At 52.6% G+C, this 17,013-nt stretch carries 17 protein-coding genes; 16 read left to right on the top strand and 1 reads right to left on the bottom strand.

The genetic code is table 11. The features are described from left to right. The first annotated feature begins 617 nt into the window (after positions 1–617). The 12 genes from ENN66_05190 to ENN66_05135 all read left to right on the top strand — a co-directional run bounded on the left by ENN66_05190 (position 618) and on the right by ENN66_05135 (position 10,875). The gene (locus ENN66_05190; GenBank protein HDS15994.1) at positions 618–827 is read left to right on the top strand and encodes a hypothetical protein; all 210 of its coding nucleotides are present in this window, start codon (positions 618–620) and stop codon (positions 825–827) included. A gap of 54 nt (positions 828–881) precedes the next feature. Then, positions 882–1,760, top strand: a complete 879-nt coding sequence (amrB, locus tag ENN66_05185) for an AmmeMemoRadiSam system protein B (protein HDS15993.1) — start codon at positions 882–884, stop codon at positions 1,758–1,760. Positions 1,761–1,810: 50 nt separating this feature from the next. Next, positions 1,811–2,368, top strand: coding sequence for an AmmeMemoRadiSam system protein A (gene amrA, locus ENN66_05180; GenBank protein ID HDS15992.1), 558 nt, complete (start codon positions 1,811–1,813; stop codon positions 2,366–2,368). A gap of 236 nt (positions 2,369–2,604) precedes the next feature. Then, the gene (locus ENN66_05175) at positions 2,605–3,099 is read left to right on the top strand and encodes a ribosome maturation factor RimP (protein ID HDS15991.1); all 495 of its coding nucleotides are present in this window, start codon (positions 2,605–2,607) and stop codon (positions 3,097–3,099) included. 56 nt (positions 3,100–3,155) lie between these two features. Continuing rightward, complete coding sequence (gene nusA, locus ENN66_05170; protein HDS15990.1) at positions 3,156–4,601, top strand: transcription termination/antitermination protein NusA; 1,446 nt, start codon at positions 3,156–3,158, stop codon at positions 4,599–4,601. Beyond that, complete coding sequence (locus ENN66_05165; GenBank protein ID HDS15989.1) at positions 4,513–4,866, top strand: YlxR family protein; 354 nt, start codon at positions 4,513–4,515, stop codon at positions 4,864–4,866. Before nusA ends, ENN66_05165 begins: the two co-directional genes overlap by 89 nt. Beyond that, entirely contained in the window at positions 4,863–5,096 is a 234-nt protein-coding gene (locus ENN66_05160) for a hypothetical protein (GenBank protein HDS15988.1), read from the top strand. The genes ENN66_05165 and ENN66_05160 overlap by 4 nt, the downstream gene beginning before the upstream one ends. 104 nt (positions 5,097–5,200) lie before the next feature. Beyond that, positions 5,201–8,104: a translation initiation factor IF-2 gene (locus ENN66_05155; GenBank protein HDS15987.1), complete on the top strand. Its 2,904-nt coding sequence runs from the start codon at positions 5,201–5,203 to the stop codon at positions 8,102–8,104. A gap of 66 nt (positions 8,105–8,170) precedes the next feature. Continuing rightward, positions 8,171–8,542 (top strand): 30S ribosome-binding factor RbfA, encoded by a 372-nt coding sequence (gene rbfA, locus ENN66_05150; protein ID HDS15986.1) that lies wholly within the window; start codon positions 8,171–8,173, stop codon positions 8,540–8,542. After that, positions 8,460–9,503, top strand: a complete 1,044-nt coding sequence (locus tag ENN66_05145; GenBank protein ID HDS15985.1) for a bifunctional oligoribonuclease/PAP phosphatase NrnA — start codon at positions 8,460–8,462, stop codon at positions 9,501–9,503. Before rbfA ends, ENN66_05145 begins: the two co-directional genes overlap by 83 nt. Continuing rightward, positions 9,463–10,461, top strand: coding sequence for a tRNA pseudouridine(55) synthase TruB (gene truB / locus ENN66_05140; GenBank protein HDS15984.1), 999 nt, complete (start codon positions 9,463–9,465; stop codon positions 10,459–10,461). Before ENN66_05145 ends, truB begins: the two co-directional genes overlap by 41 nt. Before the next feature lie 144 nt (positions 10,462–10,605). Then, complete coding sequence (locus ENN66_05135; GenBank protein ID HDS15983.1) at positions 10,606–10,875, top strand: 30S ribosomal protein S15; 270 nt, start codon at positions 10,606–10,608, stop codon at positions 10,873–10,875. Here ENN66_05135 and ENN66_05130 read toward each other — a convergent pair. Continuing rightward, complete coding sequence (locus ENN66_05130) at positions 10,864–10,914, bottom strand: hypothetical protein (GenBank protein ID HDS15982.1); 51 nt, start codon at positions 10,912–10,914, stop codon at positions 10,864–10,866. The genes ENN66_05135 and ENN66_05130 overlap by 12 nt on opposite strands. A gap of 174 nt (positions 10,915–11,088) precedes the next feature. Between ENN66_05130 and pnp the strand changes: the two genes are divergently transcribed. From pnp to ENN66_05110, 4 genes are all read left to right on the top strand, one after another. Continuing rightward, a complete protein-coding gene (pnp, locus tag ENN66_05125) occupies positions 11,089–13,167 on the top strand; it encodes a polyribonucleotide nucleotidyltransferase (GenBank protein ID HDS15981.1) in 2,079 nt (692 codons plus the stop codon). A gap of 236 nt (positions 13,168–13,403) precedes the next feature. Next, positions 13,404–14,327 carry a J domain-containing protein gene (locus ENN66_05120; protein ID HDS15980.1) on the top strand — a complete coding sequence of 308 codons (924 nt, stop codon included), beginning with the start codon at positions 13,404–13,406 and terminating at the stop codon, positions 14,325–14,327. 11 nt (positions 14,328–14,338) lie between these two features. Beyond that, positions 14,339–16,828 carry a hypothetical protein gene (locus ENN66_05115; protein HDS15979.1) on the top strand — a complete coding sequence of 830 codons (2,490 nt, stop codon included), beginning with the start codon at positions 14,339–14,341 and terminating at the stop codon, positions 16,826–16,828. A 17-nt stretch (positions 16,829–16,845) separates the two neighbouring features. Next, positions 16,846–17,013, top strand: a 168-nt coding sequence (locus ENN66_05110; GenBank protein HDS15978.1) for a histidine--tRNA ligase, incomplete at its 3' end; no start/stop codon positions are given.

The following is a 17,013-nucleotide window of genomic DNA, read 5'->3' as shown; positions in this document are numbered from 1 at the left end:
GGGGCTGCCGCTTGGGACCGGGGCTTTCGTGGTACTGGCTAATCAGATGGCGCACCTGCTTGAATGGCGGGGCGATAATGATCATGACCAAGAGGGGCAAACTTCATTTTGGGCGCAGGAGAAAGTCATGCTGGCGCAGGCGCGAGCTTTTCTCTCCGTGGATGAAGAGGGTTTCAGGGAGCTTCTCAGGACTCTTGGTGACGAAATTTCCGCGACGGCCGCAACTCTTGACATAGCCCTGGACGGGCTTCGTCTTGAAGATGCCCTTGATGGAAACTCGGGTACGGAGGCTTTCTCTCTGAAACGTCATGTTGACCGTAGCGCTCTCTATGAATTATCGTTGAAAATATCGGAACAGACCTTGGTGGAGAGAGGTTTCTCCGGCTATGTCGAGGCCACGGCGGGACATGTTTCTGAGGCTCTTGGGCTTGAGGCTTTTGTTGTCTACCTTCCGGGCTCGAAAAGGCGGGGGCTGGCGCCGGGTTTTTGTTATGGCGGCGGCGCGCTGGTCCGGATTCTGGCCGGCAGGGCTCTGCTGCCGGGGCAGGATGATATTGTAAATCAGGTTTTTTCAGCAAATCGTATGCTGGACAAAGGAAAAACCTCCGGAGGGTGCTTTGCAGGCTTGCCAGCTGGCTGAATTCTGGGTTCCCGGCCGAATTCTGGCTTTCCCCATGTTCGTGCGGGAAGAATCCCGAAGCCTGGGGGTTTTGCTGGTTTTGCGGAACCGAAAAACCGTTGCCTTTAATTCCGCCGAAGTGCGTATCCTTGAGTTGTACAGCAGCTTTCTTGCAATTCGCCTGAGCTCGTCCGGTCGTGTTGCTTGAAGGTTTATTAAACCTGAGGCCGTACGCCGGCAGGTTTTTTGCTGGCGGTCGGGCATGGGGACTGTGTTGAGAAGACAGCTGGGGTTTAGGGAGGGAAAAAGCATGGAGCCCGGAAGAGATCGTCCGCCGGCGGTTGCCGGAACCTTTTACAGCCATGATGCTGCGCGACTGCGTCGAGAGATTGAGGCTTATCTGGCGGCGGCTGAAGCGCCAAGGGCGATAGACGGAGAACTTGTCGCTCTGGTTTCACCCCATGCCGGTTACAGCTTCTCCGGAACGGTGGCCGGAAGCGCTTATCGCCTGGTGCAAGGTTTGAAGTTTGACCTGGTGGTTATTGTGGCGCCCTCCCACCACCATCTTTTCAGCGGGTTTTCCATTTATACCGCAGGGGATTATCTGACGCCATTGGGACGCGTTCCGGTTGAGCGTTGTCTGGCAATGGAGCTGATCGGGAAATCTGCGGCGGTAAACTTTCACCCGGAAGCCCATCGTCAGGAGCATTCCCTGGAAGTGCAGTTGCCTTTTCTGCAGGTTGCCCTGGGTGATTTTCAATTGTTGCCGATTATTATGGGTCGGCAAAGCCAGGCCGCGGCACGGCAGTTGGCGTTGATTCTGACTCAGGTCGCGGATCAGCGCCGCGTCCTGCTGGTTGCCAGCACAGATCTTTCGCATTTTCATGACGCCGCCACTGCCGGCCGTCTCGACCGGGGGGTGCTGGATGCGATCGCCGCTTTTGACCCGGACCTTTTTTGGCATCTGGTTGAAAGCGGTACGGCTGAAGCCTGTGGCGCAGGCCCTCTGCTGGCAGTAATGCTGGCGGCGCAGCAACTGGGGGCCAGGCGTGCGCGGATTCTGGCTTACCGACATTCCGGCGAGGTCTGCGGCGATAATCGCCGGGTCGTCGGCTATCTTGCCGCGGCGTTATTTAAGTAATGCCTGAAGAAGACAGGGTCGCAGTTTGACCCTGATGACAGAGGGGGTGCATGGAACAGGAACGGTGTGCCTGCGGACTTTCCGTAGCGGATAAGGATTATCTCAAGGGGGTGGCGGCGGCGCAGATCAAAGCTCGTCTGGAGGGTCGTGAAGAACCTGTGGAGGTTCCGAAGCGTGAGATTCTTAAGGAAAAAAGAGGGGGCTTCGTGACCCTCTATAAAGCCGGACATTTGCGGGGCTGTATCGGGTATGTCGAAGCCATGAAACCATTGTATCAGACGGTTGCGGAAATGGCTCTGGCCGCAGCTTTTAAGGATCCCAGATTCCCCAAACTGCAGCTATCCGAGTGGCCTGATATCAACATTGAGCTTTCAGTTCTGAGCCCTCTGGTGGAGATTGAAGACCCTCGTCAGGTTGAAGTCGGCAAACATGGGCTTTTGCTTTGCCGTGGATCGGCTTCAGGCCTGCTGTTGCCCCAGGTGGCAACGGAGTATGGGTGGACTCGAGCAGAATTTCTGACACATACTTGTCACAAAGCGGGACTGCCGGCGGACTGTTGGCGATATCCCGGAATCAGAATGTATGTTTTTACAGCGGATGTTTTCTGAAGTAAAACCTCCTGGCGGTGGGGAAATGATTTTTCGTCGGAAAGATGGGGGATATTGTTTTTTACGGAAAAAGGCGGTTTGTTTGAATTAATAACTTGCTTTTTGTTTGGGAAAATGGTAGCACCTTATAGGTTTGCAGAAAAAATTTTGCCGGTAGCGGCTTTTTTGCAAGTGGGCTCTTGACGGGGCCCACTTTTTTTATCTAGTTGTTCAGATTATAATGCAGATAGATTGAGATGATGGTTGAATCAGCAGTTACAGGTGACCGGCTAAGCCGAATTCGGGAGCTGGCGGTGGACCTGCTTGGAAATCTTGGTTACGAACTCAATGACCTGGAGTTTAGCTCAGGCGAGGGCGGTTCTGTTCTGCGGCTTTATATCGATTGCGCGGCCGGGGTCACGCTGGATGACTGTGCTCACGTTAGTCGAATGTTTGGCGCTCTTCTGGATGTGGAGGATCTTATTCCGGGGCGTTATAACCTTGAGATTTCTTCTCCTGGCTTGAACCGTCGCTTAAGCCGGATTCAGGATTTTCAGGGCTGTTATGGGGAAACCATCAAAATCAGGCTGGCTCGTCCCCTTGACGGTCGGCGGCGTTTCAAGGGTATTCTGCGCACTTGCCAGGAAAATCCTTTGACCGTGACCCTTGAAGTCGATGGGCAAACCTTTGTCGTCCCCCTGGACGAGACGGCAAAGTGTAATCTGGTCTATGATTTTGACAAAATATTTTAACGGTGGATGGTCGTGAGTGATCGTCTTTTTTCTCATTGAGGGAGATATCTCAACCTATGTCCTCAAGTCTTAACTTTATCCTTGATCAGGTCAGTAAAGAGAAGAATATTCCTAAAGAGATTCTGATTGAGGCAATTGAATCGGCAATGGTTACTGCGTCCAAGAAAAAGCTTGGTGCGGCGCGCGAAATAGAGGCTTCTTATGATGAAGAGACCGGCCAGATTGAGCTTTTCGAATTTGTCGAAGTCGTCGAGAATGTAGAAAATTCATACTACCAGATATCCCTGCATGAGGCCTTGGAAATCGACCCTGAAGCCGAGGTTGGCGACAGTCTCGGACTCAAACTTGAAACCGATGATTTTGGCCGGATTGCGGCTCAGACGGCCAAACAGGTTATCATGCAGAAGATCAGGGAAGCCGAGCGGGAAAGTATCTATGAGGAGTATCATGAAAAGGTCGGGGAGATCATCAGCGGCACGGTGCAGCGGGTTGAACGGGGTAACCTGATTGTCAATCTGGGGACGACCGAGGCCATCCTGCCGCGCTCCGAAACGATTCCCCGTGAGAATTTTCGCCAGGGGGAGCGGATTCGTGCGTATCTGCTGAAGGTTGAAATTGCCGCCAAAGGTCCGAAAATCGTGCTATCTCGAACCCATCCCGGATTTCTGATCCGTCTCTTTGAGGTCGAGGTACCAGAGATTTTTGAAGGCGTCATCAAGATCATGGGAGCCACTCGGGAGCCTGGGGTCAGGGCCAAAATCGCGGTTTCAACCAATGATCATGATGTCGATCCGGTTGGAGCCTGCGTTGGGGTCAGAGGCTCCCGGGTCCAGAATGTGGTCCAGGAACTCAAAGGTGAAAAGATTGATATCATTCGCTGGAATCCGGATCCCGTCCGTTATGTTTGCAACGCGATTTCACCGGCTGAAATTAACAAGATCATTCTTGATGAAGAGAAACACATGATGGAGATTGTGGTTCTCGATGAGCAGCTTTCCCTGGCTATCGGGCGGCGCGGGCTCAACGTTCGCCTGGCGGCGAAATTGACCGGTTGGAAGTTGGATGTCAAATCAGCATCCCGGGTTGCCAGTGATTTTGATCAGTTGTTTTCTCCTTTGGCCGGTCTCGAAGGTTTCAATAATACGGCCATGGAGTTGCTTTATGACAATGGTTTTCGGAAAATTGAGGATATTGCCGGCAGCTCTGTTGCCGAACTCACGGATATCATTGGCACTGAAGGGGTAAACCCACAACGGCTCATTGAACGGGCCGTGGAGGTCTACCACGAACGTCGTGCGGCAATGGAAAAGCCTGCGCTTCCCGAAGCTGCGGGGGTGGTTGCAGCGCAGCTTGAGACGGCCGAAGCGGAAGCCTCGGCGAGCGCAAACGGTGCCGAGCTGAGTTTTAAGGCTGATGCGCCGGAAACGATGGCCGCGGGAAGCGGCCCTGAGATTTCCGAAGAGGAAGAACTTGAGCCAGAAAACGGCGGCAATCTTTCCTGAACCTCTTTCAGGACCTTTGCGCAGCTGTCTGATTTGTCGACAGAAGACATTAAAAAATAATCTTTGCCGATTCGTCAAGGTGGAAGACAGACTGGTTTGGGATCGTGACCACCGGGCTCCAGGCCGCGGACATTACCTCTGTAAGAATGCGGAATGCCTGGGCGCTTTTCTCAGAGGTCGGCGCCGTCTGAGTCGGCAGATCCCCGGCGCAGAAGCCTTGACAGAGAAAGACCGCCTGGCGCTGCTGCGGCTGTCTGAATCGTGACGGATCTGACTGTGGCGGAAGAAAGCGGCTCAGCTGCTTTCAAGCAGGTTGTAGGCACAGATATAAAGATGGCTTTGGTAAAAAAGTTTCGGGTGCCCGTAAAACAGGTAAAGCGATTAACTTCATCACCTGCCCGGTGCGAGGTTTATTCGAATGGACATGTTTTTGTGACGCCATGGCTGAAATTTCTACTGGTGTATTCCATAAATGCAATGCTGCTGACATTTTGATGATGTCAGAGTGATTGAATTTTCTGGTTGCGGAAGACTTGTGTTTTAATGAGGTCCGTAAAATTGCTGATAACTGATCTTTTAGGGGGTAGCTGACCTTGATTCTGAGGGAAAAAAAGAAAACCAAGGTTTATGAATTGTCTCGGGCTCTCAAACTTAAAGAACCTGAACTTTTTTCTATACTGGAAACTCTGGGGATTGAGGTCAGTACCAAATTTACTCCTCTTGAGGAAATCGATGTTGATCGAGTCAAGGCTTGGTGCAATCAACATCAGGGACCTGATGTCGTCGAAAAAAGAGTAGCTTCAGGGGTTCTCCGGCGGCGGGTAAAAGACGTTCCCGAGTCAGCCGATATAAGTTCTGCTAAAGCTTTGTCACCGGATGAGGTCGATGAAGTGGAGCCCGTTTCCGAGTCTGATGAACCCGATTTTGTCGAAGCCGAACCAACGGAGCCCGCTGAAGTTTTCACTTCCGAAGTGAAGACTCGGGAGCGTGACGCGTTGGAAAGCGATACGGCTGCAGCCGAGGTGACGCAGGACACCGAGTCGTTACAGGTTGCGCCGGCGGAAGAGCATTCGGCTGAGGATGAAAGGTCGGTGCCCGGTGAGGTCCCGCTGGCGCCAACGGAGGCTGAGTTGCCGACCCCTGAGAGTTCCGAAACCCCTGCGAGTCGGGTCGAGATGGAAGTCGCCGAAGTGCTCCCTCAGAGCGCTGTCGCAGACAGCCTCAGCCCGGATACCAAGCCTGACTCGGCGATACCGGCTTCCGCAGGTCTGCCTGAGTCGAAAGTTTCGGAGTCCGAAGTGGAAGATACCGAGGCGGCTCGTGCTGCCGCGATAATGACGGAACGAAAACCGAAAAGCGGGCGTACCGGCGCCCGGGGCGCCCGCGTAATCGGGCGAGTGGCCTTAGGTGAACTCGGCCTACAGGCGTCGGTCCGACCGGCGCGTGACAAGTTTAAGAAAACCGACGGAGAACCTTCGGTCGTGGCTCCGGTCGCTCCACCGGTTGAGGTTGTTCAACCTGGTAAAGAGACGGTTGAAGATCGGATGGTTGCGTCCAAGAAGGGGCGTAAATCCCGGAAGAAGGAAGGGGGTGGGGCGGCTTTCGCTAATGATGACAGTCGCAGCCGTAAGGCGTCTCGGCGGGCGGTTATTAAAAATCTTGATTTTGCCGATGACCGCGGTGGAAAAGGACGGCGCCGCGGTCTCAAGAAAAAATCCGGTCAGAAAACGGAGATCACGCTGCCGAAATTGAGCAAGCGCGTAGTTAAGATTACTGATGCGATCAGTGTCGGTGAATTAGCTAGAAAAATGGGGATTAAAGCCGGCGAGGTTATCGCAAAATTGATGAGTCTCGGCAATATGGTGACCATCAATCAGATGATCGATTTTGAAACCGCCAGTCTGGTTGCCGAAGAATATGGGCATACGGTAGAAAATGTCGCTTTTGACGAAGACCTGGTGCTCGACTTGGTTGAGGATAAGCCCGAGGATCTGGTCAGCCGTCCTCCGGTGGTGACCATTATGGGCCATGTCGACCACGGTAAAACCTCGCTGCTTGATGCCATTCGCCTGACTAAGGTCGCGGATGGAGAGGCCGGTGGTATTACCCAGCACATCGGAGCCTATATGGTTTCCCTGCCCAGGGGAGATATTTCTTTTGTCGATACCCCAGGACATGAGGCGTTTACGTCAATGCGTTCACGTGGAGCTGGAGTTACCGATATTGTTATTCTGGTGGTGGCTGCCGATGACGGGGTTATGCCCACTACCATTGAATCAATCAATCACGCTAAAGCCGCGAATGTGCCGATAATAGTTGCGATCAATAAGATAGATAAGGACAATGCCCGGCCCGATGAAGTGCGTCGACAGCTCAGTGAATATGGTCTGATCGCCGAGGAATGGGGTGGACAAACCATTTTTGTGGAAGTCTCAGCCAAACAGAGACTCAATCTGGATACCTTGCTGGAGATGATCCTTCTTCAGGCCGAGATGATGGAGCTGAGCGCCAACCCTGATAAGGCGGCTCGCGGTGTGGTTCTGGAATCACGCCTGGATCGGGGCAAAGGGCCGGTCGCGACGATTCTGGTTCAGGATGGGACGGTCAAACAGGGTGATTTAGCGGTTGCGGGACTTTACAGCGGCCGGGTTCGGGCCCTGATCAATGACATGGGCGAGACGGTTGACAGCGCCGGACCATCGACACCGGTAGAGGTCTTGGGGTTGAGTGGCGTTCCGTCCGCAGGTGACGATTTCAATATTGTCAAGTCTGAAAAACAAGCCAAGGAACTGACCAGTAACCGGCAGCATAAGGCTCGGGAACAGGAAATTTCAAAAACCAGTAAAATCTCCCTAGAAGATCTTTTTGAACAGATGGAAGAGGGTGCGGTTGAACAGCTCAATGTCATTGTCAAGGGTGATGTGCAAGGCTCGGTCGAAGCCGTCAGCGAAGCCCTGAAGAAACAGGCGACCACCAAGGTCAAGGTCGAGGTCGTGCATGCCGCGGTTGGCGGGGTCAAAGAGGCCGATGTCATGCTGGCGGCCGCTTCTCGTGCTATAATCGTGGCTTTCAATGTTCGCCCTGACCTTAAAGCCCAGCATCTGGCCGAACATGAGCATGTAGATATCCGACTTTATTCGGTGATTTATGATCTCATCGAGGATTTACGGATGGCGATGGAGGGTCTGCTGGCTCCGGAAGTACGTGAAGTCTATCTGGGCCGGGCCGAGGTCCGCCAGGCTTTCATGGTTTCCAAGGTGGGGATGATTGCCGGTTGCCGGGTGGTTGACGGCAAGGTCAAACGTAATGCTCAGGTGCGGCTGTTGCGCGATGATGTGGTGATTGTTGAAGGCAGAATCTCATCCTTGAAAAGGTTTAAGGATGATGCCAAGGAAGTTGCCACCGGTTTTGAGTGCGGTATTGGTATTGAAAATTATAATGACATCAAGCCCGGGGATGTGATTGAGGCCTTTGTCATGGAAGAGGTCGCGGCTAAGCTTTAGAACACTTTTATCGGCAGCACTGTTGCAACCGGGCCGGCTGAGGTGTACGGTGGAGTGAAAAATTAGATGAAGGAACGTAATCAGCGGTGCCGGCGTATCGGCGATCAGCTTAAGGTTGAGATCTCGGCCATGTTGCAACGGGAGATCAAAGATCCCAGAATTGGTTTTATCACGGTTCAGGACGTTGAAGTGGCTCCTGATTTGAGCCAGGCGTTTGTCTATTATACGGTCCTGGGGAATGCCGATGAGAAAAATGCAACCCTGGCTGGTCTGAACAGTACGGCCGGTTTTATGCGTCGTGAGATCGGGCGCAGACTGCATTTGAAAAGGATTCCTGAAATGCAGTTTCGTTACGATGACAGTATCGATAAGGGCGAGCATCTGGAGGAGGTTTTCGGTCGGATCAGAAAGGAAGAGAGTGGTGAGCAGTCTGATTGAAGCGGAGCAGAAGGTGATGGCTCTGGCTGCCGTCCAGAAGGCCGGAAGTATTGTGATCGCCAGTCATGTTGATCCGGATGGAGATGCCATCGGTTCCTCGCTGGCCTGGGCTTTGATTCTGCGGAAACTGGGCAAAAAGGTTGCGGTCTACAATCGTGACAAAATTCCTTACAGTCTGACTTTTCTGCCCGGGGCCGACGAGTTTTTTGTCAACAGCCTGCCTGAACATTGTGACCTCCTGTGTCTGCTTGACTGCAGCGAGATAGAACGAGCCGGTGAGGAGCTGGCCGGTTGGCGGGGGTATGAACGCTCTCTCTGCATTGATCATCATCTGACAACGGCTTATTCAGCCGATATCAATCTCGTTTATCCTTATGCCTGTGCCACCGGAGAGTTGATTTATGATTTGGCTCTCTGCCTTTATCCGGGCTTCAGACTGGATGTGGCGCTGAATCTGTATACCGCGATTTTAACCGATACCGGGTCGTTTCGTTATTCAAATTCAACCCCTAATTCATTTGCCATCGCCGGTGATCTGGTAGCCCGTGGCGTTGAACCCTGGATAGTCACGCAGCAGGTTTACGAAAGCCAGCCGCTCGGGCGGATCAAACTCCTGGGCCTGGTTCTCGGCAGTCTGAAACTCTCCGCTTCGGGCAAGGTGGCCGCGATCTCCATCACTCAGGCGATGTTTGATGAGACCGGTACCAATAGTGAATACACTGACGGAATGGTTAATTATCCTCGTTCAATTATGGGTGTGGAAGTGGCATTTATGGCCCGTGAAACGGCTCCCGGACGATACAAACTCAGTTTTCGCTCACGTGGTACCGTTAACGTGGCTCAGCTGGCGGCCGAATTCGGCGGCGGGGGCCATCATAATGCGGCCGGCTGTCGCCTGGATGGCAGACTGCCGGAATTGATTGAACACGTTTTTGCTCTGGTCGATGGGCGCCTTCAGTAGTGGATTTTCTCCTTTGTTGAACGAAGACGCTTTTCTTGTCCTTGATAAACCCACGGGGCTGACTTCGCAGCAGGTGGTCGCTCAGGTTAAACGGCTGCTGGGATGCCGTAAGGTTGGGCATACCGGAACCCTTGATCCCCTGGCTACCGGGGTTTTGCCGTTGGCTTTGAACCGGGCGACTCGGCTGATTCAATATCTTGACGAGGGTCGCAAGGTTTACAGTGGGGAGATAGAATTTGGGGTCGAGACCGACACTCTGGATCGAGACGGTCAGGTCACGGCTCGCTTTGCCGGTCCGCTGGATTTCAGTGCGAGCCGGATTGCCGAGGTTTTTGAACGCTATCACGGATCCTTATTGCAGACCGCGCCCCTATACTCCGCGATCAAGACTAAAGGACGCCCTCTGTATGCTTATGCTCGTTCCGGGATTGCAGTTGAAGCCCCGGAACGCCGGATTGAAATCGACGGTTTTGAACTCCTGTCCTGGAACTCCCCGTTGGCGGCTTTTCGGGTTTGTTGTTCTCGCGGAACCTATGTCAGATCGTTGGCTGCGGATGTGGGGCGGGATCTGGGTTGCGGTGCGCGAATCTGGTCTTTATGCCGGGAAGCAAGTGGCCCTTTTACTCTTGAAAGAGCCCTTTCTCTGCCTGCTCTGACGGAAATGGTGTCGACCGGTCAGCTTTTACCACTGCTTGCACCGCAACAGGCGCTGACTCATTTGCCCTGCCTGCGGATCGATGACAATGAAAGTTTGCGAGATATCGCTCACGGTTTGCCATTGGTCCGGGAAGCGGTGAAGGATCGCATCCCTTCCAGTTGGCCAGCAGATCAACAGGTGTTATTGCTGGATAAAACCGATAGTGTGCTGGCTCTGGCGCGTCTTGAGAAAACGTCGGAAGACTCGCTGTTGCGTCTGCTCAGGGTCATGACGGTTCCGGAAAGGCATAAAGCTTTTTAGAAAACAAAAACTTTACAAGGCTTAAGCTTTATGGTAGGAATCCCAAAAGGGGAAAGCGGCTGGTAGAGGGCGGGATCGCCATTATAAAATGATATATTAGCATATTAAACAGGTTCCAAGAAGGATAAGAGGAGAAAAATTCCAATGGCGTTTGCATGTGGACAGAAGTCGGATATTATTGAGAAATACAGATTGCATGAGAGTGATACCGGGTCCCCGGAGGTACAGATTGCATTGCTTAGTGAGCGGATTACCTATCTGACGGATCATTTTAAGGTCCATAAGCACGATTTTCATTCTCGTCGCGGTCTTTTGAAGTTGGTCGGGCAGAGACGTCGTTTGCTTGATTATTTGAAAAGGAAAGAGTTTAAGCGTTATAAAGATGTTATCGGTAGCTTGGGTCTAAGGCGTTAAGGGGGTTCGAACTGGGCTGGGTCTGCAAGAGAAAGTTATGGCTGGTCATGGAAACTGCCTTCAGAAACACAGGCTGAAGGCAGTTTTCTTTTTTTTAAAATTTGATTTATTTGGCGTTAAACGGGCCTGCGGAAAGAACCGGGGGTCGGCGGCAAGTGATGATGGAGTGAGAAGTTATTGCAAGTTGACGAAAAAGAGAGAAGTGGAGAGAAGATGAAAAAGTATTGTCACGTAGAAGTAGATGGAAGCGAGGTGAGTTTCGAGTCTGGTAAAATCGCTAAACAGGCCAATGGGGCGGTTATGGTGCGTCAGGGTGATACCATGGTCCTGGTCACGGCCGTGGCGGCCCGTAGCGGCAGAGAGGGGATTGATTTTTTCCCTCTGACGGTTGATTATCAGGAGAAAACTTATGCCGCCGGGAAAATCCCTGGAGGTTTTTTTAAACGTGAAGGCCGTTTAAGTGACCGTGAAACCCTGACCTCACGTTTGATTGACCGTCCTTTACGGCCCCTGTTTCCAAAAGGATTTACCTGTGAAACTCAGATTATAGCGACGGTCATGTCGACCGATAATGTCAACGATCCCGCGATTCTGGCTTTGACCGGGGCTTCGGCCGCATTGATGGTTTCCGATATTCCTTTCAACGGGCCGGTAGCTGCGGTCCGGGTGGCCAGGGTTAACGAGAGTTTCATCGTTAACCCGGTTTTTGCCGAGATAGACGAGAGTGATCTCGACGTGATCATGGCTTGTACTCGGGAGGCGGTGGTCATGGTTGAAGGTGGAGCTAAGGAAGTCGATGAGCAGGTTATGCTCGAAGCGCTTGAGCTTGGCCATCAGGCAGCCCAGCCTTTTATCACGGCGCAGCTGGAGATGGCGAATCAGGTGGGACTGAAAAAAAGAGAGGTTGTGGCTCCGGTTATCAATCCTGATCTGACGGCGCTGGTCGAGGTTAAGTTTGCCGGTCGTTTTGAGGATGGTCTGCAGATTTCCGATAAACTCGAAAGACAGAATTATTTCAGTGACTTGAAGGATGAAATCCGGGCGTCTCTGGCCCTGGCGGAAATTCCAGATCATGATCTGGGTGAGGTTTTCGAGGCTCGCCTAGGGGCCGCAATTCGCCGGCAGATCTCTACTCAGGGCGTGCGTATCGGCGGTCGCGGTATCGGCGAGATTCGTGATATTAGCTGCGAGGTTTCCTTTCTTCCCCGGGTTCACGGCTCGGCTCTTTTTACTCGAGGTGAAACTCAGGCTGTGGTTACTACCACTCTGGGGACTTCCGTTGATGAACAGCGGATTGATTCCCTGCGAGGAAATTCTTCTGACAGTTTTATGTTGCATTACAACTTTCCGCCTTTCAGCGTCGGTGAAGCCCGTTTTCTGAGAGGGCCGGGAAGACGCGAAATCGGTCATGGTACCTTGGCCCGCAGAGCCCTGAAGGCAGTCCTACCGGAGTCCGATAAATTCCCCTATACGGTGCGGATTGTTTCCGATATCACGGAGTCCAACGGTTCTTCATCCATGGCCAGTATCTGTGGCGGCAGTCTGTCCCTGATGGATGCCGGGGTGCCGATCAAGGCACCGGTCGCCGGGATCGCCATGGGACTGGTTCAGGAAGGGGGACAGTTTATCGTTTTAAGTGATATTTCGGGTGACGAGGACCATGTCGGGGATATGGACTTTAAGGTTGCCGGTACGCGAGCCGGGGTTACCGCGATTCAGATGGATATCAAGATCGCGGGGATCAGCAAAGAGGTGATGGCCCAGGCTCTGGCCCAGGGTAAAGTCGGTCGTCTGCATATCCTTGATAAAATGGATGAGGTTTTACAGGCCCCCCGGGCTGAACTCTCGGATTATGCACCACGGATCATGACTATTCGCATTGATCCCGACAAGATCCGGGACGTTATCGGACCTGGAGGGAAAAACATTCGCGCTATTACTGAGAAATCCGGGGCCAAGATTGATATCGAGGATAGTGGTGAGATTAAAATCGCTTCGGTCGACGGCCAGGCCTCGGAACTGGCGATTGCCTTGATTCGGGAACTGACCCAGGAAGCGGAGGTTGGCAAAGTCTATCTTGGAAAGGTTCAGCGGATTATGGATTTTGGCGCCTTTGTCGAAATCTTTCCGGGGACCGATGGTCTTCTGCATATTTCCCAGATTGCCGAAGAGCGGGTTAGAGACGTGCGCGATTATCTGAAGGAAGGTGATGAAGTCATGGTGAAGGTTATTGAGGTTGATCGTCAGGGTAAAATCCGTCTCACCCGTAAGGACGTGCTCGATCAGAATTGATGGTCGATAGTTTTACGTTCTTGATGAAAAAGCACCTTTGTAAAAAGGTGCTTTTTTTATGGGGTGGATTAATCTCTTTTCTTTACAATTCCGCCCTTCGTGACTATACTGTCATTCGATAAATCGGTAAGGCTTATGTGTTTTCGACTGAAAGCTGTAAGTTAAAGCCTGGCTGGTTTTACCTTGGGGGAAGACAGGATCGGAATCTGAATGATTATCCCGGAGAGTTTGCTTACATGGCTGGTAAAGATTACTATAAAATACTTGGAATTGATAAAACGGCTTCAGAGGACCAGATCAAAAAGGCTTTTCGAGCCAAAGCCCGGCTGTATCACCCTGATCTTAAGCACGATGATAAGGAAGCCGAAAAAAAATTCAAAGAGGTCAATGAAGCCTACGAAGTTTTGAGTGATCCCAAAAAGAGGAAGGATTACGATACCTTTGGTGAGTCATTTCAACAGGCGGGCGGCGGTTTCAGCGGGGCTCGGGCCGGCGGTTTTGATTTCAGCGATCTTTTTGGCGGCGCAGGCGCTGCGGGAGCGCGGAATTTTACTTTCCGCAGTGGCGATCCCCGAGGCGGTCAGGGCGACCCTTCGGATATCTTTGCCAATCTTTTTGGTGGAGGGGGCGGCTTCCATGGACATCCCGAACCTCGACGTGGGGCCAATGTCAAACGTCAGGTCGAAATTGATTTCTCTGAAGCGGTTCAGGGCACGGAGCTCAAATTAAGGATTGACGGTCAGCAGGTTAATGTCAGGATTCCGCCCGGAACCGTTAACGACAGTCGTCTGCGTCTTAAGGGAAAGGGACATTCCGGGGTCAACAACGGTCCGGCTGGTGATTTAATCCTGACGGTCAAGGTCAGACCGCACCCGGTTTTTTCGCTCCTGGGACGGGATCTTCTTTGTCAGGTTGAGGTGCCTCTGACTATGGCTTTACTTGGCGGTCGCATCGAAGTGCCGACCTTTACCGGCAAAGCCATGTTGAGCCTGCGCGAGGGGGTGCAGAACGGGCAGAAAATGCGCTTGCGGGGCAAGGGGGTGCAGATGGCGGATGGCGAGGCGGGTGATCAAATTGTTGAATTAAAAATCGTTATGCCTAAAAAACTTTCTCCTGAAGCCCGACAGCTGGTTGAAAAACTTGATAAAATAGTTAGTTGATCTGGTGATTGATGCAAAATCCGGCGCGCGAGATCGTCTATCGGCCGTTGTTTTTGCCGCTGCTGACTTTGCTTGCCGTAATCTGGTTGACTGTTTGCCGGGGGACCGAGACGACCACGCTTCTTCTGCTTCCGGTAGCTCTGTTTGTCGTCTATGGTTATTTTTTGTTCCGGTTGCGGGTTGAATTTTGTTTTCGCTCCTTTCTGCTGTTGTTTTTGTTCTCCCTGCTTCTGGGAGGAATGGTTTTTGGCAAATTAGAACGGCGGCGGAGGGATTTTAATTCAGTTCAGGTTCAGCTGGCGCAATCTCCAGCCTTCGAAAGACTCTTCGGGCGCGTGGTCGCCTTTCCGCAAAGCCTTCAATCCGGCTGGCGACTTTGTCTCGAACCCTTGCAGGGCCGTCTTGCGGGGCGAGGTGAAGTTGAACTCTTTCTGCCGATTTCGGCCTATGATGACCCGCGTCTGCCTCTGGTCGGTGATCTGATCAGTGCCGAGGTTGAACTGAAGTCATTGGCGGGTCCCCGCCATCCTTTTCTCAAAAGAATTCAGAATTCCGGAGTTTCCGGAGTGGTGGCCGGGGGTCGCCTGGAAAGTTTCGAAGATCTGTTTCTGGTGGCTCGTTTCTCCGGGATTCTTGGTCGTGTTGACCGTATCAGGCGCTTTTTCTATCGGGCTTTTCTGACCGCCGGTGGTGATAATGCGGAGGTTGGAATCATGCTGGCCGTCCTGATCGGTTGTCGTGACCGCCTGCCGGACAAGGTCAGGCATCTCTTTCTGGATTTTGGTGTTTTTCATCTTTTTGCTATCTCCGGTCTCCATCTTGGGATTGTCGTCGGCCTGGTTTTTTTTCTGGGCAAAGCCTTGTTGTCCTTAGGGGGCAGGTGGGCGCCGATGATCGGAACCCTTAACGGGGCGGCCGGGCTGACCCTTCTTTTTATACCGTTCTATCTCTTGCTCACGGGTTTGCATCTGCCGGTGATGCGAGCTGGGATCATGGCTGGTTTTTTTCTCGCGGCCCTGCTTAGCCGACGTCTGCGAGATCCTTTTTCGGCTCTTATCGGGGCGGCTATAGTTATTCTTTTCTGCTGGCCGCAGGCTCTTTTCGAGCTCTCCTTCCAACTTTCCTTCATTGCCGTGGCGGCTCTTTTATGGTCACTTCCGCAAAGCCGTCGCTGCTGGAGTTCCATGTTCTCGGGCTTTTGCCGGCGGTATCTGCCGCCAAACTGGGAAAACGGTTTACTAAGCTGCTTTTCTCTGGGCTTTTCATCGTTGGCGATCAGTCTGGCCACCGCACCATTGCTGGTTAATCAGGTACATTTTCTTTCGCTGTATGCGCTGCCGGTAAATCTTGTGCTGGTGCCGCTGTTTTCCCTGCTGATTTTGCCTTTGGGGATGCTCTGTCTTTTTTTGGTCGGTTTTCCGGCTTTGCTGGCGCAGGTGTTGCCTCTTTTGGGTTTGTTTTTGAAACTTATGCTGACCGTTCTTCTCCGGCTGCATGAAAACCTGCCTTCAGGTCGTTGCTATCTGTCGGAATTGACTGGTTATGAAACCCTTTTTCTCGGTGGTTTACTCCTGAGCCTGGCCTGGCTGGCGGCAACCGGCAAAGGTCAGCGCAAAGCCGCGGGGACAATGGTGTTGCTTTTTTCTGCGGCCCTGTTTCTGCACTGGGTTGGTCTTGTTCGGGAGCGGCGCCGGGAAAGAATTTCTCTGGCTGCTTTTGTCGGCGGACATCCCCAAACCCTGCTTTTTGAATTGCCGGGGGGGGAGGCTTTGCTGTTTAATGGGGGCTCCTGGCCACAGTCATCGTTTTCTCTGGGGGAACAGGTGATAGCCCCTTATTGCTGGCGGCGGAAAATCAAGCGGATCAGTACCCTGGTCCTGACCGAACCGCAGAAGGGAATGGTTGGGGGCCTGCTTTTTTTGGTTGAACAATTCAAGGTGCGTGAAATCTGGTATCATGGTATCTGGACCGGATATCCACCCTTTCAGGAATTCAATCGAAGGACCAGGGAAGACTTCGGCGTACGCTGGCGCAAGCTCTCTTCTTTTGCTTATCCTTTTTATTTAGCTGGAGTTGATATCGAAGTGCTGGGCCCTCCAGCCAATGATCTTATCTTGCCGCACTCGGGGAGGGCGGCGTTGCTGGCGATGGCTCCTTCACTACTTTTCCGGTATGGTGATTTTCGAGCTCTGGTCTGGGGCGGAGGGCAGCTGGACCCGGCCTGTCTGCCCGAAGAGGTAGATCTTCTGGCCTTGCTCGTCGATCCCATCGAAGTTTTGCCGAAAAGTCTGACTCGGGTTTCAGTTCGGGCCGGGGGCTGGTGTTTGCAAGGTGGAAAACCTCGGCCGGGCGGTAAAACAAACCTACCTCGGCCCTGGTCCGAAGCCCGCTTCTGGTCGACCGGAGAGCAAGGTTTTTTATTTCTTGAGGCGGAGACCTCGGCGCTGATTACAGATAAATTTCCCCGTGGCTTAATTTCCGGTTGTCAAGGGGGGCGATAATAAGTTATGGTGCAGCTATGAAAAAATTACACATTAAAACAGTCAAAGGCTTTAATGAAGTCCTGCCGCCGGACAGCTTTGGCTGGCGGGCCGTGGAGAATAAGTTTCGGAATCTGTTGGAGGGGTACGGATTTGCCGAGTTGCGCCTGGCCTTTCTTGAACCGACGGAACTTTTTGCCCGCAGT

Source organism: Pseudomonadota bacterium (genome assembly GCA_011049115.1).
GTDB lineage: Bacteria > Desulfobacterota > Anaeroferrophillalia > Anaeroferrophillales > Tharpellaceae > DSCM01.
The sequence above is the reverse complement of the archived record's forward strand: the minus strand, read 5'-3'. Positions and strand labels throughout refer to the sequence as shown.

Bases quoted from the DNA above. Each gene is read 5' to 3' on its own strand.
- ENN66_05135 (HDS15983.1), top strand. From the start codon at position 10,606: ATGGCGTTTGCATGTGGACAGAAGTCGGATATTATTGAGAAATACAGA.
- ENN66_05115 (HDS15979.1), top strand. From the start codon at position 14,339: ATGCAAAATCCGGCGCGCGAGATCGTCTATCGGCCGTTGTTTTTGCCG.
- amrA (HDS15992.1), top strand. From the start codon at position 1,811: ATGGAACAGGAACGGTGTGCCTGCGGACTTTCCGTAGCGGATAAGGAT.
- pnp (HDS15981.1), top strand. From the start codon at position 11,089: ATGAAAAAGTATTGTCACGTAGAAGTAGATGGAAGCGAGGTGAGTTTC.
- nusA (HDS15990.1), top strand. From the start codon at position 3,156: ATGTCCTCAAGTCTTAACTTTATCCTTGATCAGGTCAGTAAAGAGAAG.
- amrB (HDS15993.1), top strand. From the start codon at position 882: ATGGGGACTGTGTTGAGAAGACAGCTGGGGTTTAGGGAGGGAAAAAGC.
- ENN66_05145 (HDS15985.1), top strand. From the start codon at position 8,460: ATGACAGTATCGATAAGGGCGAGCATCTGGAGGAGGTTTTCGGTCGGA.
- ENN66_05165 (HDS15989.1), top strand. From the start codon at position 4,513: ATGCGCCGGAAACGATGGCCGCGGGAAGCGGCCCTGAGATTTCCGAAG.
- ENN66_05120 (HDS15980.1), top strand. From the start codon at position 13,404: ATGGCTGGTAAAGATTACTATAAAATACTTGGAATTGATAAAACGGCT.
- ENN66_05175 (HDS15991.1), top strand. From the start codon at position 2,605: ATGATGGTTGAATCAGCAGTTACAGGTGACCGGCTAAGCCGAATTCGG.
- rbfA (HDS15986.1), top strand. From the start codon at position 8,171: ATGAAGGAACGTAATCAGCGGTGCCGGCGTATCGGCGATCAGCTTAAG.